Here is a 19,298-nt window from a genome sequence, read left to right as displayed (position 1 = left end):
ACATGCTATGCCTTAAAGTGCTATGTCTTAAAGTGCTATGGCTTACCACTGATCTGCTTGCTAAGGCTGTGAATGCGCGTACTACTGTTATCCGCCTACGAAGCGGTGAGTCATCGCTACTGGGCGCAAAGTTTAATGGCGCAACTTGATGAGGTGTCGTGGACGCTTTTGTCCTTACCTCCACGTCATTTTGCCTGGCGCATTCGCGGCAACCCGCTGAGCTGGATGTTGAAAGAGCACGATAGCCTTAGCCAGTCGTATGAGGTGGTGCTTGCCACTTCAATGGTGGACCTGGCGACGCTCATAGGGCTGTTTCCGCACCTTGGACGAGCCAAAAAGATCGTCTATTTTCACGAAAACCAGTTTGCCTATCCTAAGTCTAGCGATCAGATACCCCAAGTAGAGGCCAAAATGGTCAATCTCTACACGGCGCTAGCGGCGGATAGTGTGGTGTTTAACAGTGCCTATAATCGTGACTCCTTTATCGATGGTGCACGGGCGTTTTTGAAAAAAATGCCGGAAAATCTGCCTGCGGCAAAGCCACTGGAGGCGCTGCGCGAGCGGTCTCAGGTTTTGCCAGTACCCATTTCTGAATGTTCAACATCCCGCCAGCAAACGGCTGTTCAAAAAACGGTGCCACAGCGCATTGTCTGGAATCACCGCTGGGAGTATGACAAAAATCCTGATGACTTCTTTGCCGTGCTGTTCGCGCTAAGCGATGCCGGAGTGGCGTTTGAGCTGGCAGTGCTAGGGCAGCGCTTTCGCCAAGCCCCGGCCATTTTTGACGAAGCCGAGCAGCGCTTAGCCAAGCATATTGTGGCTTGGGGGCCGCAACCCGAGGAGGCGTACCGTGAGTTGCTAGATAGCGCAGGCATTGTGGTTTCGACCACCTGGCATGAGTTTCAGGGCTTGGCGATTATGGAGGCGGCTCAGCGCGGGGCGCTGCCCCTGGTGCCGGACCGGCTTTGCTTCCCTGCCTTATATCCACCTGGCTATCGCTACGACGGCACCCGAGAAGGGCTGTATGAGCGACTCAATGCTTGGCTGACAAAGCCAGCCGCGCGTCCTGTCACCCTTGATACTTCGGTTTGGGAGTGGCCCGCTTGGCGCGAGGCCTACCGCCAGCTTCTATCAGTCGAGCCGGTCTAATCTCCGCGTCGGCCAGTGCACCACGGCGGTATGGCGACGCATCTTTTGCGCAAGCATCGGGTGCTCACGGCGAATCACCTGCTCGGCAAACTCTGACAGAAAGTGGGATTTCAGCTCCGCGCGGGCGCGATCAACGCCGCTGTGCTGGTAAGGCGTCGAAGCCAGCAGCATAAAGCCATCGTCTGGGATGCGTCCGGCGCGCATATTGGTGTCAATGATAGTGGCCGCCTTGCCAATGGGGACTGCTAAGTCAGGCCCGTAGGGGCCGATGATCAACGCGGTGTTGGGCAGGTGCAAAAAATCAAAGCCTCGACCAATACAGATCACCCATTCGCGGTGCTCGATATCCAGCTCTCGTTCAACACCTTGCAGTTCACTAACGTGGGCGAGGTTGCCTTCTAGCAGGGGGAGTAAGTCCCGCTGCATGTCGTGGGGCATGTCTGGGCAAATGGCATTGAGTTGGCTGCTCAGCGCTTCAGGGGCGTGCCCAACCCACTCACTTACATCAAGGACTGCACCTTCGTACCCATGAATAATCAGTGCATCGCTGTCAGTTTCAAAACCGCACACCAGCGGGTAAACCTGCTGGTGGTCTTGGCCAAATAGCTTGCCCGCCTGATCGGCAATGGCGTAGGCGTGGGCTTTGGCTGCTTCGGTGTCACAGTTAAAACCGGCGCAGCCATGGGCTGAATTGCCGCGGGAAAAATGATAGGTAATCAACATTAGCGTCCCGCGACCCGCCTGAGCCGCATCGATAACCGTGTCCGTCAGCAGCTCGCCCAAATAGGGCCAGCCCAGATCAAAAATGCCGCCCAGGTTGCGAAACGGGGTAATGATTCCTAACGGCGTGCGCGTGGCGTGGGGAATATGTATCCGCCCATCCATACACTTCATTACCACGATGGAGGTGGTGTGCTGGGCCATATAGCGTTGCCGCGCCAGCCATGCCCCCGGGCTACAGAAGTGCTCGGCGTGTTGCCGTGACAGATCCAGTAGTGCATCAATACGCTGCTCAATGGGCTGATCATGCAGTAGCGTGGCAGGGGTAGGCATGAAGGACTCCGTCTAGGCGATTTCAGTTTTGTCTTTATAGTCGCACAAATCCTCAATAATGCAGCTACCGCAGCGGGGTTTGCGGGCAATGCAGGTGTAGCGGCCGTGCAGAATCAGCCAGTGGTGAGCATCTTGAAGAAAAGCCTTGGGTACATGGCGTAGCAGTTTCTGCTCCACTTCAACGACATCTTTGCCTTTAGCGATGCCGGTGCGATTGGATACCCGGAAAATATGCGTATCCACCGCCATGGTGGGCTGACCGAACGCCGTGTTGAGAATCACATTGGCGGTTTTACGGCCGACCCCCGGCAGGGCTTCTAACGCTTGGCGGGTGTTGGGTACTTCGCCACCGTGCAGGTTGACCAGCATATGGCAGGTTTTCATCAGATTTTCGGCTTTGGTGTTATATAGGCCGATGGTTTTGATATGTGCTTTAAGTTCGTCGATACCCAAATCAATGATCGCTTGGGGCGTATTCGCTACCGGGTAGAGCCGTGCGGTGGCTTTATTGACGCCCACATCGGTGGCTTGGGCAGAGAGCAGTACTGCCGCAAGCAGTTCAAAGGGGGTGCTCCAGTTCAGCTCAGTGGTGGGGTGCGGGTTCTCTGCCTGAAGGCGAGCAAAAATTTCATGACGCTTTTGGGCATTCATGGCGGGTCTCTTGATAAATGCGAATGATGAATATGAGCAACTGTTTACACGTCGATGTTTGAGTATCTTTCCAGCTATTTAATCGTGCCGGTGACCCGCACGCGACGCTCAGGCCGAGGCGTTGTGGAGACTGGCTTGGCGCGTGCAGCGCTGCGTTGATCAATGACGTTTTTCAGCGCGATTAACATGCCTGCCACAAAAAAAGCCCCAGGCGGCAGCACAAAAAACAGGAACTGGTAGTCGTCGGCTATCGTCAGCTGCCAATTGGCGGCTTGAGGCCCAAACAGCAGCGCCATATCGCTGAATAGTGTGCCTTGGCCGAGTAGCTCGCGTAGCGCGCCCAGCAGTACCAGTACGGCGCCAAACCCTAGCCCCATCATAAAGCCATCAATGGCCGCTGGAATGACAGGTTGGCGCGAGGCAAAGGCATCCGCGCGGCCTAAAATGGCGCAGTTGGTGACAATCAGCGGAATAAAAATCCCCAGCACTTGATAGAGCGGGTAGGCGTAGGCGGCCATCAGTAGCTCAGCGCAGGTCACAAAAGCAGCAATCACCATCACGAACGCGGGCAGGCGCACTGCACTGGGTACCTGGTGTCGAATCATTGAAATCGCTGTGCTGGCGCTCACCATGACCAACAGCGTGGCAAGCGCCAAGCCCAGCGCATTCACTACGCTGCCGCTAACGGCTAACAGCGGGCAGAGCCCCAGCAGTTGAACCAGAGCAGGGTTGTTCGACCACAGCCCATCTCGGGCCAGTTGGCGCCATTGGCTTATTGGATGGAGGCTCATGCGCCGGGCTCCTTGAAAGTAATGGGTAACGGAGTGTCAGCGGCATATTGCAGCGCTTCATGTACGGCATTCACCACGGCGCGAGGCGTTATCGTTGCACCAGTAAAAGCATCAAAGTGACCGCCGTCTTTAGCTACCGCCCAGTCTTCCGGTGGCAAGCTCGCTAACCCTAAGCCATTAAATCGCGTAATCCAGTCGCTGCGGCTCCGCTCAATATCGTCGCCTAGCCCAGGGGTTTCCTGGTGTTGAGTGACGCGCACACCGCTAATGCGCTGCTGTTCGTCAATGCCGATCAGTAGGCGAATTTCACCGTTATAGCCTTGCCTGGTGAGCACCGGCAAAATGACGGCACTGTTCTCGCTGTCGCTTACCCACCAGCCTTGGCTGTCGCTTTTTAACCCCAATGCTTCGGGATTAGGCAGTGTAAAGGTGGCTTCTATCACCTGGGTGACGGGTATATTTCCCAGCGTTTGGGGGAGTACTTCGTGTAGCTGACGGTGCTGGTAAGCCAACTGATGGGTCGCTATTCGCTCGGCGGTAAGTGCACGCGTGAGTGCAACGCTACCCGCAGTAACCAGAGCAAAGGTGCCCAATGCGAGAGCACCGCGCTGCATGGCTTGGAAGAGCGTCATGGCTGCTCACCCCGGGAGCTTTTTAGATGCCCCGTCGGGCGTGGCACGCTGTACAGGTCTAACAGCGGTACGCATAGATTCATCAGCAACACCGCAAACGCCACTGCATCCGGGTAACCGCCAAAGGTGCGAATAATGATAATCAAGGCGCCGATACCGGCTCCATAAAGTAGTTTGCCGCGACGGCTGGTGGCGGCGGAGACCGGGTCGGTGGCGATAAAAAACGCCCCAAACAGCGTCGCCCCGGTAAGCAGGTGAAAAAGCGGTGAGGCAAAGTGGCTGGGATCGCTGAGATAAAACAGTGTGGCAAGTAGTAATACGCTGCCAAGCATCGCGACCGGGATGTGCCAGCTAATAATTCGCTTTACGAGTAAAAGGATGCCACCCGCTAACCAAGCAAGGGCTACCCAGCGCCAGGCATCAAGCGTCCCATCGGGCAGTGGGTTAGTTGCCCAGAATTCGCTGGCAAGCACTGCCTCGCCTTTGTGTTTAAAGGCATCGAGCGGTGTGGCACCACTTAGGCCATCTAGCTGAGCCGTAGGTAGCGTTCCAGTGATTTGTGCCCACAAGCCCTCCGGGAGTAGTTCTTGGGGTGGCGCCCACAGCGTCATGTAGGTAGGAAACGACACCAATAGCAGCGCATAACCGATCATGGCCGGGTTAAAAGGATTGTGGCCTAAACCACCGTATAGCTGCTTGCCCACCACGATGGCGGCGATCATCCCAACGCCGATCAACCACCAGGGGCTAGCGGGGGGCAGCGAAACGCCGAGCAAAATAGCAGTGAGTAGAGCGCTGGCGTCATTCAATGTAACGCGAATGGGCCGCTTGCGGAGCCGCAGAACCGCGGCTTCAAGCGCTACACCCAATACAGCGGCTATTAATATATTGCTGAGTACGCCCAGACCAAAAAAGTAACTCATGGTGGCGATACCCGGCAGCGTCGCCACGATCACCCAGCGCATTAAGCTTGCTGTGGGCGGCACGAAAGTCGTCACGGGGGCGTCGTTAACGCCTGACGCGTGCATCATGCTCATGAAGACTCCTCGCTTGGGGAGGGGGCAGAGGCTGCTTGCTGTTCCTTCGCCTGGGCAAGTTGGGATTCGGCTGCTTTCAGGTTCTCTTGGGCAGTGGCAAGCTGCATCTCCAAATCATCTAGCGGCTGTTTGGGGTCTTCCTGGGCGACGCGTGCCAGGGTCTTTTCAGCTTTTTTAACCGATGCCTTGGCAGCGGCATGGGCAATTCTTAGGCCCCGTAAATCGACCTTTTCACTGCTGGCAACTGCGCTGGTCGGCGTGCGACGTTGTTGCGATTTGCGCGCTTCTTTGCGTGCCTGTTTTTCTGCCTCTTCCCGAGCGAGCCGCGCTTGGCGAAACTCAAAACGGTGCTTGGCGTACTCCGCTTTTGCTGTCTCAATCCGCTGCAGGCGTATCCGGCTTTTAGCCTCGCGGTAATCCACGACTAGCGGAATATGGCTGGGGCAGACGTAGCTGCAAGCGCCGCACTCTATGCAGTCGAACAAATGATAGCGCTCCATCTTGGCATCGTCGTTGGCGCGGGCGTACCAGTGCAACTGTTGGGGTAGCAGCAACACCGGGCAAACGCTTTCACACTCACCACAGCGTATGCAGGGCGATTCCACAGGGGCGGGTGGTAGTTCGACAATAGTCGCCGCGATTAAACAGTTGGTAAGTTTGGTAACCGGCGTATCGAGTGTTAGCAGCGGCGCTCCCATCATGGGGCCGCCCTGAATCACTTGGTGTAATGCTGTGTGATCTAGTCCGACTTGTTCCAGCAGTGCTTGGATAGAGGTGCCCAACCTTACCCAGCGATTACCGGGCTGACTAATCGCTTCGCCTGTTAGCGTGACAACCCTGGACACCAGCGGCTGACCATCACGCACGGCATGTAGTATTGCCAGCAAGGTGCCGGGATTATGGCACAGCACGCCCACATCGGCGGGCAAGCCGCCGCTGGGAACATTAAGGTCTAGCAGTCGCTTAATCAGTTGGCGCTCGCCGCCGCTGGGGTAGCGGGTGGAAATCACTTTGAGCTCAACGGTAATCGGCTGGCTCTTCTGTATCGCCTGACGCAGCGCTTCAATGGCCTCGGGTTTGTTATCTTCAATGCCAATAACGATATGTTGCGCGCCACACAGTTTGGCGATTATCTGTGCGCCTTCGAGTACGTCGCTCGCGTAATGTCGCAGGGTGAGGTCGTCGGCGGTGATATAGGGTTCGCACTCCGCAGCGTTAATCACCAAGGTGTGGATCGTATGCCGTTCAACCACTCTCGCTTTAATATGCGTGGGGAACCCAGCACCGCCTAATCCAACAATCCCACTCTCGTTTAAGCGTTCAAACAGCGCATTGGGGGCGGCGCGTTGCCAGTCGATACTGGGTAGCCGGTTCCACTCATCCTGTCCATCGCTATCAATGATGATTTGGGTAGTGCTCACCTCGCGCACCGTGCCGCTAATACTGGCGTGCAGATGGCTGGAAATCATGCCTTCGCGTTGGGCAATGACGCTACCTACTTTGACTGTATCGCCCGGTGCGGCACAGGGCGTGGCGGGCTGGCCGCTGTGCTGTTGCAGCGGCAGCGTCACTCGGCCAGGTAATGGCGCGTCGATCAGCGTGGCCTGATTCGATCGCTGTTTGCGCTCGGGCGGGTGAATCCCACCGGGGAAATCAAAGGCGTTCGACATGAACACTCCCAACGGCAGGCTGGCGGTCACTGGTAATTAAACCTGGGGAGTGCGCTATAACCGGTTGCCACTGGTGGAGCGGTGCCGTGCGCGGCAGCATATCGATACAATCCACGGGGCAGGGGTCAAGGCACAGATCACAGCCGGTACACTCATCTTCAATCACCGTATGCATTAACTTAGCCGCACCAATAATCGCATCGACTGGGCAGGCTTGAATGCACTTGGTACAGCCGATGCACTCCGCTTCACGAATAAACGCCACTTTTGCCTCGCTTTGAGCTTCACCGTCCAGGGGCTCAGGCTCCCGGCCTAATAGATCAGCGAGGGCGTGGATCGTCGCTTCGCCACCTGGCGGGCATTTATTCAGTGCATCGCCTTGATTAATCGCCTCGGCATAAGGGCGGCAGCCTGGGTAGCCGCACTGACCGCACTGAGTTTGTGGCAGCAGTGCATCAATTTGTTCCACCAGCGGGTTATCTTCCCGCTTGAAGCGTTCGCTCACCAGGCCTAGCAGGGCACCAAAACCCAGGCCTAAGCCGGTTAATACCGCAACGGCGCTAAGCATGCTGATAGCATCGAATGTGTCACTCATTATGCGCTACCTTCACCCTTGTACTAATCCGGAAAAGCCGAGAAACGCTAGCGACATAAGGCTAGCGGTCACCATGGCAATCGCCGCACCTTGAAATGGTTTAGGAATATCCGCGCCTGCCAAACGCTCACGCATGGCGGCAAATAGTACCAAAATAAGCGAAAACCCCAGCGCCGCGCCCAATCCATAGAGGGTGGTATGAAAAAAGCTCAGTTCGCGGTTCAGCGATAGCAGCGCTACGCCCAATACCGCGCAGTTGGTGGTAATAAGCGGTAAGAATATTCCCAGTACTTGATGCAGTAGTGGGCTTAATTGACGAACCATAATTTCTGTAAATTGAACCACCGCGGCGATCACCACAATAAAGCTGATGGTGCGCAGGTAGGTGACATCCAGCGGCACCAGCAGCCCATGATAGACCACGAAGCTAGCTGCTGACGCCAGGGTCAGTACAAAAGTGGTGGCCAGGGACATGCCCATGGCCGACTCCAATTTATTGGAGACGCCCATAAATGGGCATAGACCCAAAAATTGAACCAGTACGAAGTTATTGACCAGCGCAGTGCTGATCAAAATGATAAATAGCTCACTCATGATGGCGCACTGTGCGAAGAAATTGTGGCGTTGGCGAGCGAAGGCGTATAAACCTTGGCGCAGTGGCGCCCTGCAGCTTTGGCTGCGTAAAGCGCCTGGTCAGCGGCCGTCATTAATCCGCTGGGCGTCATCACACCTCCTATATCCAACTGGCTAATACCAATGCTGACGGTGACATACGAGGCCACTGGCGACATCTGGTGAGGATGCTTTAATTGGTCAATAGCATCACTAAGCGATTGGCTTTTTGCCATTGCTTGGGTGGCGGTGTTCGCAGGCAACATAGCACTGAATTCCTCCCCACCTGTGCGCGCGATAAAAAAACCATGGGCAGTGGCAACGTCATGCATCGTCTGCGCTACTCGTTGCAAACATATATCGCCTTCGGGGTGTCCGTAATGGTCGTTAAACAGTTTGAAATGATCAATGTCTATCATCATTACCGACAAGGGCTGACCTGTGTTCAAGGATATATTAACGACCTCTCGCAGGCGCTGATCGAATAATCGGCGATTGGGCAGACCGGTCAATGGGTCATGGGTAGATAGCTCGATAAGCTCTGCATTGAGCTGCTGTTGATGCTTGAACTGCTCTTGAAAGGCGCGTGCTAGGACGCCAATTTCATCTCCGCGTCCTAATAGATTGCTTGATCCCTTTAGATCCACGCTGGCTTGCTGAGTAAACTGGGTCAGAGTTCTGAGTGGCTTCAGAATAATACGCTCCAGTAGCAGCAGAACAAGGCCAATCACTAATAGCATCAAGCAGGCTGTCCATAAAAGTACGTAGCGAAACGTTTCTAGACTGGCCAAATAACTGGTGCGATTAAGCTGGGTTCCCAATGCTAACTGCTCGTTATGCGGGTAGGTAGTTAAATAGCGCTGCGCCTGGATCGTATTGCCTGAGATAGTGACGGCTGTGTCATTATTGATACCGCCTTCCACCATCGAAAGCGTCGTTGGTAGCCCTGTATAGTCTTCTATGATCGTCAACCAGGCATCGTCCATTGGCCTCACTTTGAATAGCCATCCTTGGGGCGGGCCGCTCTCATCAGTTCTCACAATGGGATTGGATGCTACCATTAGCGGCGTTGTACCCGCATACAGCCTGCTTTTCCCCTGTTCTGGATCTTCTTTAATAGAAGACTGCATCGTGCGAATTAGCCCCGACATCCAGCGGCACTCACGTTCTGCGGTATAGCAAGTGTGGTATTGGCCGGTAGCAGGATTGAGACCTGCTAGAAAATGTACATCGCCCTCCGCGTTGAAAAAGGCCATTAGCTGGTAGCGCATTTCTTCAAACATCTGTTGGCTAAAATTGGTATCCGTATAGCCAGGGTAGTTACCCTGAATAAATTCATAGGTATCGTCCCAGATCGACCAGTCTCGCGCTTGCGCTAGTAGCTCCTGTTGGCTGATATTGAGGCTGCGTTCAATTTGCGCTAGCTCCTTTATTACTACCGCACGCTCCTCCTTGTGAAGTGCTGGGAATATTACCCATTTACTCAGTGCAGCTAAGGAAATTAGGGCAAGGAGAAAAACGCCTCCCAAGGCTGCTAGAAAACGAAAACGTAAAGAGCGTGAGAAGCGCTGAACCATAAGGAGAGCCTGAACTAAGCGGTGATAAAGTAAGACATGAACAAAATAAAAACAAAAGGGGCAAGGGGGTTAGCCCTTGCCCCTCTAAAACACTGTGTGTCTACTACGTTACCCGCTGGCCCGGTTCGGCACCGGTGTCCGGGGAAAGCAGATAAATACCTTCTTCATTGGCTGAGGCTAGTACCATACCTTCAGACATTCCAAAGCGCATTTTACGCGGAGCCAAGTTGGCAACCATAACCGTCAAGCGACCTTCCAGTGCTTCAGGCGCGTAAGCAGAGCGAATGCCTGAGAACACATTGCGCGTTTCGCCCCCCAGGTCGAGGGTCAGTTGCAGCAGCTTATCAGCGCCTTCCACGTATTGGGCTTTGGTGATACGCGCAATGCGCAGGTCAACCTTGGCAAACGCCGCAAAGTCGATTTCAGCGGCGATGGGGTCATCCGCCAGCGGGCCTTTGGGCGTTTCTTTCAGTTTTTGCTCTTCCACAAGATCTTCCTTCGACGCTTCAATCATGGCATCAATCTTATCGCGCTCGACGCGGGTCATCAGCGGTTTGAATTTGTTGATCGAGTGATCGGTCAGGACAGCTTGGCGCGTGTGCCAATCCAACGACTCGACATTAAGAAATTCGCGGGCTTGCTCAGCCATCGCGGGCACTACCGGGGCTAGATACACCATCAACTGCCGGAACAGGTTAATACCGACCGAACATATCTCAAGTACTTCAGCGTCGCGGCCATCTTGCTTGGCCAGTGCCCAGGGCTCTTTATCTGCAATATAGGTGTTGGCCTCGTCTGCCAACTCCATAATTTTACGCATTGCCCGGCTAAATTCGCGGGCTTCAAAGTCGTCGGCAATATCATCACCGGCGGCAATAAAGCGGGCGACCATTTGCGGTTCTGCGCAGTGAGCCGAGAGAGTGCCACCGCCAATTTTTTTAACAAAACCGGCGCAGCGGCTAGCAATGTTAACTACTTTGCCGACTAAATCTGAGTTTACCCGTGCGGCAAAGTCTTCCAGGTTTAAATCCAAATCATCCACTTTGGAGGTAAGCTTTGCGGCAAAGTAGTAGCGCAAGTATTCCGGGTTGAGGTGATCGGCGTAGGTGGCGGCTTTAATAAACGTCCCGCGGGATTTCGACATCTTGGCACCGTCTACCGTCAGGAAGCCGTGGCAGTTGACGGCTGTCGGCGTGCGCAAGTCAGCGCCATGCAGCATGGCGGGCCAGAAGAGCGCATGGAAGTAGACGATATCTTTGCCAATAAAGTGGTACACCTCGGCGTCAGAGCCTTTTTTCCAGTAGCTGTCGAAGTCGATATCTTCGCGGTCACACAAGTTCTTGAAGCTGGCCAAATAGCCTATCGGCGCATCCAGCCATACATAGAAGTACTTGCCGGGGGCATCAGGAATTTCAAAGCCGAAATAGGGCGCGTCACGGGAAATATCCCACTCGTTAAAGCCGGACTCAAACCACTCCATCAACTTATTACGGATTTGCGGCTGAACGTGACCGTCGTCAATCCAGCGCTGTAGGAAGTCGGCAAAGTCGGGCAGCTTAAAGAAGTAGTGGGTTGAGGTGCGTACTTCGGGCGTTGCGCCAGAAATTGCTGAGACTGGATTAATCAAGTCAGCGGGGGTGTAGGTAGCACCGCACTTTTCACAGTTGTCGCCGTACTGGTCCTCTGAACCGCATTTAGGGCAGGTGCCTTTAATAAAGCGGTCGGCTAAAAACAAGCCTTTCTGGGGATCAAACATCTGCTCAATATCACGCGTGGCAATATGGCCTTTATCGCGCAAGCGCTTATAAATCATTTCACTGAAGTGGCGATTTTCAGTGGAATGAGTCGAGTGATAATTATCGAACCCAACACCAAAACGGGAAAAATCGGTTTGATGATCCTTGGAAACCCGCTCAATAAGCGCTTCGGGGGTTATACCTTCTTGCTCGGCGCGCAGCATAATGGCGGTGCCATGGGCATCATCAGCACATACGTAGTAGCACTGTTGACCACGGCTTTTCTGGAAACGAACCCAGATATCCGTCTGAATATATTCAAGCAGGTGGCCGAGGTGAATAGCTCCGTTGGCGTAAGGGAGCGCGCTAGTCACCAAAATATTGCGCGTGGCGGTAGTAGACATGGTGAAGGTTAATTCCGAGTGAATAAGGGTGCCGATCAGGCGGTAACTAAAAACACGGCGAAGTCACTGTGGGCTTCGCCGCTGGCTTTCCTTAGCAACGATTAATACGATGCTTTATACAACATTTAATACAAGGCCTGCTCTTCCTGAACCACTTCGCGCAGCAGTTCTAAAAAAAGCTTATCAGCCTCAGAGTGCTCAGCCGGATCTTCCGGAATATGCACGCTGGTAGTATCGGAAATTTCGTTAGCAATCCGTGCCATGGCCGCGGGGCTGTTGCCTTCGGTCAGTTGCTGCCTGGCGATCACAAGGGATTGCTCAAGAATTTTGGGGTCTTGAAGCAATTTGCGAATAAAGCCACGCAGCTCATTGATGACACGTGTTTTCTGGATTTCTGAACCGGACATGGGAGTCTCCTTAGGATCGCGAACGACGACAGGGCCAAGCGAAGCCAATCAATGCGTTGACCATAGCATTTTTTCTGCCAACGGGCATGAGTTGCACGGCATTAAACCTGCAGATTAAAACGCTGGTTTAAAGCGTCAATCGACCGGCTTTGTGCTTGACGGGGTTCGCGTATTGAGCAAGCCAATATGGCCTTAACGCCTCAGGTACATCGGCAAGTCGTGCATTGAAACGCTCCCTGTCTTGTTTAGTAATCGCTTTACGCGCTACTAATTCCGGTGCTTCACCCAATGCTTCAAGCGCTAAATAGTGGCTGGGAAAGAGGCGGTACCCGCCAATCACCTGACGATCAATCTCCGCGGCCACTTCATCGGGTGTTGCCATATCAGCACCAACTGGCGTACCAAAATGCAGCCGCACGCGTCCCTTAGAGCCGGTAATGCCAGCCACAATGGAGCGAATATCTTCAAACTCACTTTTGGCGTAACTGCCTTGGGTGTCAATATCGTACAGCTCCTGGGCTTTTTGCACGTCGCAGGGGTCATATTCATAGCTAATCGACACCGGCACCAGTTTTAGCTCAGCGATGGCCTCACCAAAGACCATGTCGCGCTCTGAAGCACGTCTCGCCATGATTAGCATTTTGATGATCGCAGGCTCGGTATGGTCGATACCGTTCTTTGCCCGGCCTTCACGTTGTGCCATCCAGATGGAGTGCTGGTCTTCGGTAATCGTGTGGCGAATATAGGCCGAAAGCTGTTGATACGCTGCCAGCATTGCCCGTTTGCCCCGTGCACTACGCGGCACAATAAAGCTTTTATTGAGTCGCATTAGGTCAGTGACATAGGGCTTTTTGAGCAAGTTGTCACCGATGGCGATGCGCACGGTGTCACGATTCGCTTGATAGAGCGCATAGTTGACGAAAGCAGGGTCCAGCGAGATATCGCGGTGATTGCCAATGAATAAGTAAGCGCCCTTGGGGTCAAGCTTATCAAGCCCAGTGACTTCAAATGCATCGGTAGTGGTACGAATCATGCGCTCCATATAATGCGCAATACGCATTTGAAATTCGTAGACCGATGTAACTCCTTTCACTTCACGACGGACCGCGCGACTGGCAAAGCCACGCGCCAGCGATGGCGCCCAGCGCGCCAAGCGCGGAAGCCGAAAGCGAGTCAGCGCATCCAGCAACTCATTGTCCCGTGAGAGCCTAGCAAGAACATCGGCTACTTCATGATCCATAAAGGGCCGAATGTCGGCCCATGGGTCTGTCTCGTTAGCAGTGTTAGTAGCGTTATTGTGATGAGTCATGCGAACCGTTGGATGATAAACCGTTGGTGATTAGGAAGGGTGTCGATTATGAGCGTTAAAGCGACGATTTATAAATCTGTCGCTAGAACACATTTTAGAACTATTTATTTTAGAACTATTTATTTTAGAGCTATTTATTGAGCTGCGGGTTCCCGCTGCGTCTCGCCGCCGAGCCACTCTATCAAGCGCGGAATATCGGTAGATAGTGCCTGCGCCATTAAAATAAAGTCTGTTTCCAGGCGGGCGAGCGCATCGTCACCGTCGTCAGCATGGTCGGCCTCTTCGATCAGGGCATCGCCAAAGCGCAACGATTTCAGCGCTAAATCATCGTGCAGCACGAAGCTTAACCGGCCTTCTAAGCTCATAGCGAGTTTGCTGGCCTGACGGCCGCTTTCGAGTAACTGCTGAATTTCATCACTGTCTAAATCGACTTGGCGCGCGCGAAGCACACCGTCATCGCCTTTCGCTTTGAGCTCGACTTGATCACCCAGCTGCAGATCGGCAGGGCGGCTAGCCACATCGCCCAGCCAAGTGGTCATGGCGCGAATGGGCAACGTTTGCGAACTCAGCGGAGTCACTTTCAAACTGCCTAGCGTCTCGCGCAGCAAGTCCAGGATATCCTCGGCCCGTGTGCGCGAGCTGGCATTGATGCCGATCATCTGGCCTTTGGTGTCCCACCAAAGATCAATTTTCTGGCTGCGAACAAAGGCACGAGGCAGCAAATTTTCAGTCACCTGCTCTTTAAACGCGGTTTTCTCTTTGCGGGTAACTTTACGGCTTTCGCTGGCTTCGATATCGGCGACGAGCTCGTCGACTTCTTCTTTGACTACCGAGGCAGGCAGTAGCCTCTCTTGGCGAAGGGCGGAAAGAAGGCGGTGCGATTGAATTTCGTGCACTAACTGCCCGCCGCCCATACGTCCAGCCGGGGCTGTCCAGCCCAGGCGGCGTGCATCAGCGTTACCGAGTGGTTTGGCGGCATGCTCTTGTAAAGCGCTAGCGAGCGCATCGCTGGATAACTCGGGCGCGTCGTGCAGGCGGTATAAATGCAAGTGCTTAAACCACATGAGGCCAATCCTGTTCAAAAGGTGGCACATTATGGCGAAAGCGGGGCATTCCTACCAGTGGATGCCATCAATCGTCTCTGTTGCACGTGTTTCAAACTTGTGTTTGATTGAGGGTTTGCCAACTAAATACTATTTGCCAATTAATTGCATTGTTTAACTGAACAGTAGGAGGGGTTATGAGTACATCGCTGTCACGGGTTCAATTACGCGTTCGTGGCTATCACTTGGATGGCTATGGGCATGTGAATAACGCTCGCTACCTGGAGTTTATGGAAGAGGGTCGTTGGGATTACTTCGATCAACACCCAGCGATGATCAAGGAGCTCCATCAGGCTGGTCGGGCGTTTGTGGTGGTTAACTTGAATATTGATTATTTGGCCGCGGCGCGTCACGGCGATGATTTAGAAATCATGACGGGTATCGTCGACGTCGGTGAGCGCAGCGGCCTCTGTCATCACCGCATCGTGCGCAAAGACGGCACCGTCATTGCCCAGGCAGATTTGACCTTCGTCCTTCTGGATATGCGGGCTAATAAAGCCGCTGCCATTGAGGGCGAGGTGCGTGAAGCGTTAACGGCGTTAATCTTGCAGAAAGAGGCATTTACCCCCTAAACGGCTTTGGTGAGCTCCCTGGCTGCCCTTGCTGCTTTTGCAGTGGTATGATGGCGAAGTATTTGCGCGCCGCTCCATTGAGTTTTTAGGGGCGGTGTTTTTAAGCGCTTTCAACTCTCGCAGTGCCAATGCAGTGCAAAGGATCTGACTTTCATGGGTGACATCGCCAGAGAAATCTTGCCCGTCAATATTGAAGACGAGCTTAAACAGTCGTATCTCGACTATGCGATGAGCGTCATTATCGGCCGCGCGCTTCCAGATGTGCGGGATGGCCTTAAACCGGTTCACCGGCGTGTGCTGTTTGCCATGCATGAACTGGGTAATGACTGGAATAAACCGTACAAGAAGTCGGCGCGTGTCGTCGGCGATGTCATCGGTAAATACCATCCGCACGGTGATAGCGCGGTATACGACACCATCGTACGTATGGCGCAGCACTTTTCGATGCGTCATGTGCTGGTCGACGGCCAGGGCAACTTCGGTTCAATTGATGGGGATAACGCGGCCGCCATGCGTTATACCGAGGTGCGTATGTCGCGCCTTGCCCACGAACTGCTCGCTGACCTGGAAAAAGATACCGTCGACTGGGTCGATAACTACGACGGTACCGAGCGTATTCCTGCGGTATTGCCTACCAAAACGCCCAATTTGCTGATCAATGGCTCCTCGGGCATTGCGGTAGGTATGGCAACCAATATTCCACCGCACAATATGCGTGAAGTGATTGATGGCTGCTTAGCCTTAATCGACGACTACACGCTGACCGTGGATGACCTGATGGAGTACATCCCCGGGCCTGATTTCCCCACCGGGGCGATTATCAATGGTCGCGCGGGTATCTTGTCGGCCTATCGTACCGGCCGTGGGCGTATTTATGTGCGCGCCTGCCACACCATCGAACATCATGATAAAACCGGTCGCGATCACATTATTATTAGTGAGCTGCCGTATCAGGTGAACAAAGCGCGGTTAATTGAAAAGATTGCCGAGCTGGTGAAAGAGAAGAAGATCGAAGGCATCGCTGAGCTGCGCGATGAGTCGGATAAAGATGGCCTGCGCGTGGTGATTGAAATCAAGCGCGGCGAGTCCGGCGAAGTAGTGGTCAATAACCTGTTTGCCCAAACGCAGCTGCAAAACGTGTTCGGGATTAACATGGTGGCGCTGGAAAATGGTCAGCCACGCACGCTCAACCTCAAAGAAATGCTGGAAGCCTTTATTCGCCACCGGCGAGAAGTGGTTACCCGGCGAACGCTGTATGAGCTGAAAAAAGCCCGTGAGCGTGGTCATTTGTTGGAAGGCTTGGCCGTTGCTATCTCGAATATCGACGAAGTGATCGAGCTTATCAAAGCTTCACCCAACGCGGCAGAAGCGCGTGAAAAGCTCCTCGCTCAAACTTGGCAGCCTGGTCAGGTGACCGCCATGTTGGAACGGGCCGGGGCTACTTCTTGCAAGCCAGAGGAGCTGGAAGAGGGCTTTGGATTAAATACCGCGGCCACCTCTTATCGGCTTTCGCCCGCCCAGGCGCAGGCGATTCTTGAGTTACGTCTGCACCGTTTGACGGGCCTTGAGACCGAGAAACTGCTCGACGAATACTTGAATATTCTTGAGAAAATTGCCGAGCTAACCGAGATCCTGGCATCAGCTGATCGGTTGATGGAAGTGATCCGGGAAGAGCTGCACGCCGTGCGTGATCAGTTTGGTGATGACCGTCGTACTGAAATTCAGGCCAGCCATCTGGATCTTTCGATTGAAGACTTGATCGCCGAAGAAGACATGGTCGTGACCGTGTCGCGCTCTGGTTACGCCAAGACGCAGCCGCTGTCGGATTACCAAGCCCAGCGTCGTGGTGGTCGCGGTAAGTCTGCCACCGCAATGAAAGACGAAGATGTGATCGAGCACCTGCTGGTGGCGTCTACTCACGATACCGTGCTGCTGTTCTCCAATCGCGGCAAAGTGTACTGGCTGAAAGTGTATGAAATGCCCAACGCCAGCCGCGGCTCGCGTGGCAAGCCGCTGGTCAATATGCTGCCGCTGGAAGAGGGCGAAGCGGTTAACGCGATCTTGCCGGTGCGCGACTACAATCCTGATAACTACATCTTCTTTGCCACGGCCAAAGGTACCGTCAAGCGCACCAGTCTTGAACAGTTCTCGCGCCCGCGTAGCGTAGGTCTTATCGCCATTGACCTTGAAGAGGGCGACCGCTTAGTGGGCGCTGCCATTACCACCGGTAATGATCATGCCATGCTGCTGTCGTCTAACGGCAAGGCGATTCGCTTTGAAGAGGGTAAAGCCCGCGCCATGGGTCGTACTGCTCGCGGCGTGCGTGGTATGCGCTTGGCCGGCGATGCGGAAGTCATCAGCTTGATTATTCCCAAGAGCCAGCAAATCGACGCCGAAGCGGATGCCGAAGAAGAAACTCAGAATGGTACGCAAGAGAGCGTCGTGACCGAAACCGCCGATGGTCAGATCTACATTATGACCGCCAGTGAGAACGGTTATGGTAAGCGCACGCGCCTGGAAGAGTTCCCGCTGCGTGGTCGTGGTGGTCAGGGTGTTATCGCCATGCAAACCAGCGAGCGTAACGGTTCGCTAGTGGCGGCGATGCAGGTTTATGACAGCGATGAAATGATGCTGATCACTGACCGTGGCACGCTGGTGCGTACGCGTGTTGAAGAGGTTTCAACCACCTCGCGTAATACTCAAGGTGTGATGTTGATTCGTTTGGGTAAAGAAGAAAAATTAGTCAAAACCGTTCGTGTTGATGAGCCCGCCGAAGTCGATCTGACTGGTCTTGAGGAAGGTGCCGAAGAGGGTGCCGAAGCTAGCCTTGAAGAGCGACCTGAAGACGTTCAGACGAGTGAATCATCCGATGACGCACAGGAACCGGGGACTGATGACACGTCATTATAATTTCTGCGCAGGGCCAGCGGCCCTGCCAGTAGCCGTACTGGAACGCGCCCAGGAAGAGTTACTGGACTACCATGGACGTGGCCTTTCCGTCATGGAAATGAGCCACCGCAGCGACGAGTTTGTTGCCATTGCTGAACGTGCAGAAGCTGATTTTCGTGAGCTTCTAGGCGTGCCAGATAACTATAAGGTGCTGTTTTTGCAGGGCGGCGCCAGTATGCAATTTGCCATGCTGCCGATGAACCTGCTGGGACAGGGCGGTAGCGGCAACTTCATTCAGACCGGTATCTGGGGCAAAAAAGCGCTTAGCGAAGCAAAGCGCCTTGGGTTCGCTTGTCATGTAGCCGCAAGTAGCGAAGCTAATGGCCACATGGCGGTGCCTGCGCTGGATACCATTAGCGTTAGCGATGACGCGGCCTATTTACACTACACGTCGAACGAAACGATTGGTGGCTTGGAGTTTGACTATACGCCCAATGTGCAGCGTGCCGATGGCGCTAGCGTACCGTTGGTCTGCGATATGTCGTCAAATATCCTGTCTGGGCCGATCGATGTTAGCGATTTCGGCGTGATCTACGCGGGCGCGCAGAAAAATATCGGCCCCGCTGGTTTAACGTTGGCCGTCGTTCGTGACGACTTGTTAGGCAAAGCCCAAGCCAACATTCCTTCGCTGTTTGATTACAAAATGCTGGCCGAAGCGGGTTCGATGGTGAATACGCCGCCGACCTACGCTTGGTATTTGGCGGGCTTAGTCTTTCAGTGGCTAAAAGACGACATTGGTGGACTAGCAGCGATGGACGTCATTAATCAGCGCAAAGCCGATAAGCTTTATGCGGCGATTGATGCCAGCGACTTTTATAGCAACCCGATTGCTAAGCACAATCGCTCGCGTATGAACGTACCGTTTGTCTTGGCCGATGCGGCGCTGGATAAAGCGTTTTTACAACAAGCCGATGCGGCGGGGCTGCTCAATTTAAAAGGCCACCGCAGCGTGGGCGGTATGCGGGCTAGCCTATATAACGCAGTGCCTGAGTCTGCGGTAGATGCGCTGATCGCATTTATGGCCGATTTCGAACAAACAAGGGGCTAAACA

At 54.1% G+C, this 19,298-nt stretch carries 17 protein-coding genes; 4 read left to right on the top strand and 13 right to left on the bottom strand.

The annotated features are described in order from the left end of the window. Nucleotides 1-72 precede the first annotated feature (72 nt). Nucleotides 73-1,149, top strand: coding sequence for a tRNA-queuosine alpha-mannosyltransferase domain-containing protein (locus KO116_RS11920; protein WP_035558596.1), 1,077 nt, complete (start codon nt 73-75; stop codon nt 1,147-1,149). On the opposite strand, the gene KO116_RS11915 is transcribed toward KO116_RS11920, so the two are convergent. The 13 genes from KO116_RS11915 to KO116_RS11855 all read right to left on the bottom strand — a co-directional run bounded on the left by KO116_RS11915 (nt 1,132) and on the right by KO116_RS11855 (nt 14,687). Further along, complete coding sequence (locus KO116_RS11915; protein ID WP_035558594.1) at nt 1,132-2,202, bottom strand: carboxysome shell carbonic anhydrase domain-containg protein; 1,071 nt, start codon at nt 2,200-2,202, stop codon at nt 1,132-1,134. The genes KO116_RS11920 and KO116_RS11915 overlap by 18 nt on opposite strands. A 12-nt stretch (nt 2,203-2,214) precedes the next feature. Further along, entirely contained in the window at nt 2,215-2,853 is a 639-nt protein-coding gene (gene nth / locus KO116_RS11910) for an endonuclease III (RefSeq protein WP_035558592.1), read from the bottom strand. A 74-nt stretch (nt 2,854-2,927) separates the two neighbouring features. Further along, nucleotides 2,928-3,629, bottom strand: a complete 702-nt coding sequence (locus KO116_RS11905; protein WP_035558762.1) for an electron transport complex subunit E — start codon at nt 3,627-3,629, stop codon at nt 2,928-2,930. An 11-nt stretch (nt 3,630-3,640) separates the two neighbouring features. Then, nucleotides 3,641-4,276 (bottom strand): electron transport complex subunit RsxG, encoded by a 636-nt coding sequence (rsxG, locus tag KO116_RS11900; protein WP_035558589.1) that lies wholly within the window; start codon nt 4,274-4,276, stop codon nt 3,641-3,643. Next, on the bottom strand, nt 4,273-5,313 hold the full coding sequence (locus KO116_RS11895) for an RnfABCDGE type electron transport complex subunit D (protein WP_035558586.1): 1,041 nt from the start codon (nt 5,311-5,313) through the stop codon (nt 4,273-4,275). The genes rsxG and KO116_RS11895 overlap by 4 nt, the downstream gene beginning before the upstream one ends. Then, the gene (gene rsxC, locus KO116_RS11890; protein ID WP_035558583.1) at nt 5,310-6,983 is read right to left on the bottom strand and encodes an electron transport complex subunit RsxC; all 1,674 of its coding nucleotides are present in this window, start codon (nt 6,981-6,983) and stop codon (nt 5,310-5,312) included. The genes KO116_RS11895 and rsxC overlap by 4 nt, the downstream gene beginning before the upstream one ends. Continuing rightward, nucleotides 6,967-7,578, bottom strand: coding sequence for an electron transport complex subunit RsxB (rsxB, locus tag KO116_RS11885; RefSeq protein ID WP_035558581.1), 612 nt, complete (start codon nt 7,576-7,578; stop codon nt 6,967-6,969). Before rsxB ends, rsxC begins: the two co-directional genes overlap by 17 nt. Before the next feature lie 12 nt (nt 7,579-7,590). Then, nucleotides 7,591-8,172: an electron transport complex subunit RsxA gene (gene rsxA, locus KO116_RS11880; RefSeq protein ID WP_007114112.1), complete on the bottom strand. Its 582-nt coding sequence runs from the start codon at nt 8,170-8,172 to the stop codon at nt 7,591-7,593. Continuing rightward, nucleotides 8,169-9,767: a sensor domain-containing diguanylate cyclase gene (locus tag KO116_RS11875; RefSeq protein WP_035558579.1), complete on the bottom strand. Its 1,599-nt coding sequence runs from the start codon at nt 9,765-9,767 to the stop codon at nt 8,169-8,171. Before KO116_RS11875 ends, rsxA begins: the two co-directional genes overlap by 4 nt. Nucleotides 9,768-9,870: 103 nt before the next feature. Further along, the gene (metG, locus tag KO116_RS11870) at nt 9,871-11,907 is read right to left on the bottom strand and encodes a methionine--tRNA ligase (RefSeq protein ID WP_035558578.1); all 2,037 of its coding nucleotides are present in this window, start codon (nt 11,905-11,907) and stop codon (nt 9,871-9,873) included. 125 nt (nt 11,908-12,032) lie between these two features. After that, entirely contained in the window at nt 12,033-12,314 is a 282-nt protein-coding gene (locus KO116_RS11865) for a hypothetical protein (protein WP_035558576.1), read from the bottom strand. Nucleotides 12,315-12,441: 127 nt separating this feature from the next. Further along, the gene (locus KO116_RS11860) at nt 12,442-13,623 is read right to left on the bottom strand and encodes a 1-acyl-sn-glycerol-3-phosphate acyltransferase (protein ID WP_035558574.1); all 1,182 of its coding nucleotides are present in this window, start codon (nt 13,621-13,623) and stop codon (nt 12,442-12,444) included. A 134-nt stretch (nt 13,624-13,757) separates the two neighbouring features. After that, nucleotides 13,758-14,687 carry a recombination-associated protein RdgC gene (locus KO116_RS11855; RefSeq protein WP_035558571.1) on the bottom strand — a complete coding sequence of 310 codons (930 nt, stop codon included), beginning with the start codon at nt 14,685-14,687 and terminating at the stop codon, nt 13,758-13,760. A gap of 176 nt (nt 14,688-14,863) precedes the next feature. Between KO116_RS11855 and KO116_RS11850 the strand changes: the two genes are divergently transcribed. The 3 genes from KO116_RS11850 to serC all read left to right on the top strand — a co-directional run bounded on the left by KO116_RS11850 (nt 14,864) and on the right by serC (nt 19,295). Continuing rightward, entirely contained in the window at nt 14,864-15,298 is a 435-nt protein-coding gene (locus tag KO116_RS11850; protein WP_035558569.1) for an acyl-CoA thioesterase, read from the top strand. A 153-nt stretch (nt 15,299-15,451) separates the two neighbouring features. Further along, entirely contained in the window at nt 15,452-18,208 is a 2,757-nt protein-coding gene (gene gyrA, locus KO116_RS11845; protein ID WP_035558566.1) for a DNA gyrase subunit A, read from the top strand. Further along, nucleotides 18,192-19,295 carry a 3-phosphoserine/phosphohydroxythreonine transaminase gene (gene serC, locus KO116_RS11840; RefSeq protein ID WP_035558563.1) on the top strand — a complete coding sequence of 368 codons (1,104 nt, stop codon included), beginning with the start codon at nt 18,192-18,194 and terminating at the stop codon, nt 19,293-19,295. Before gyrA ends, serC begins: the two co-directional genes overlap by 17 nt. Nucleotides 19,296-19,298: the final 3 nt, after the last annotated feature.

It is taken from the genome of Halomonas sp. KO116, assembly GCF_000734975.2.
Lineage (GTDB): Bacteria > Pseudomonadota > Gammaproteobacteria > Pseudomonadales > Halomonadaceae > Vreelandella > Vreelandella glaciei.
This window is presented reverse-complemented; position numbering and strand designations above follow the sequence as displayed.

What these genes read in the sequence shown, in the direction of transcription:
- KO116_RS11895 (WP_035558586.1), bottom strand. Translation starts at nt 5,313, where the DNA reads ATGAGCATGATGCACGCGTCAGGCGTTAACGACGCCCCCGTGACGACT.
- KO116_RS11850 (WP_035558569.1), top strand. Translation starts at nt 14,864, where the DNA reads ATGAGTACATCGCTGTCACGGGTTCAATTACGCGTTCGTGGCTATCAC.
- metG (WP_035558578.1), bottom strand. Translation starts at nt 11,907, where the DNA reads ATGTCTACTACCGCCACGCGCAATATTTTGGTGACTAGCGCGCTCCCT.
- KO116_RS11875 (WP_035558579.1), bottom strand. Translation starts at nt 9,767, where the DNA reads ATGGTTCAGCGCTTCTCACGCTCTTTACGTTTTCGTTTTCTAGCAGCC.
- serC (WP_035558563.1), top strand. Translation starts at nt 18,192, where the DNA reads ATGACACGTCATTATAATTTCTGCGCAGGGCCAGCGGCCCTGCCAGTA.
- rsxG (WP_035558589.1), bottom strand. Translation starts at nt 4,276, where the DNA reads ATGACGCTCTTCCAAGCCATGCAGCGCGGTGCTCTCGCATTGGGCACC.
- KO116_RS11855 (WP_035558571.1), bottom strand. Translation starts at nt 14,687, where the DNA reads ATGTGGTTTAAGCACTTGCATTTATACCGCCTGCACGACGCGCCCGAG.
- rsxB (WP_035558581.1), bottom strand. Translation starts at nt 7,578, where the DNA reads ATGAGTGACACATTCGATGCTATCAGCATGCTTAGCGCCGTTGCGGTA.
- KO116_RS11865 (WP_035558576.1), bottom strand. Translation starts at nt 12,314, where the DNA reads ATGTCCGGTTCAGAAATCCAGAAAACACGTGTCATCAATGAGCTGCGT.
- KO116_RS11860 (WP_035558574.1), bottom strand. Translation starts at nt 13,623, where the DNA reads ATGACTCATCACAATAACGCTACTAACACTGCTAACGAGACAGACCCA.
- gyrA (WP_035558566.1), top strand. Translation starts at nt 15,452, where the DNA reads ATGGGTGACATCGCCAGAGAAATCTTGCCCGTCAATATTGAAGACGAG.
- nth (WP_035558592.1), bottom strand. Translation starts at nt 2,853, where the DNA reads ATGAATGCCCAAAAGCGTCATGAAATTTTTGCTCGCCTTCAGGCAGAG.
- KO116_RS11920 (WP_035558596.1), top strand. Translation starts at nt 73, where the DNA reads ATGCGCGTACTACTGTTATCCGCCTACGAAGCGGTGAGTCATCGCTAC.
- rsxA (WP_007114112.1), bottom strand. Translation starts at nt 8,172, where the DNA reads ATGAGTGAGCTATTTATCATTTTGATCAGCACTGCGCTGGTCAATAAC.
- KO116_RS11915 (WP_035558594.1), bottom strand. Translation starts at nt 2,202, where the DNA reads ATGCCTACCCCTGCCACGCTACTGCATGATCAGCCCATTGAGCAGCGT.
- rsxC (WP_035558583.1), bottom strand. Translation starts at nt 6,983, where the DNA reads ATGTCGAACGCCTTTGATTTCCCCGGTGGGATTCACCCGCCCGAGCGC.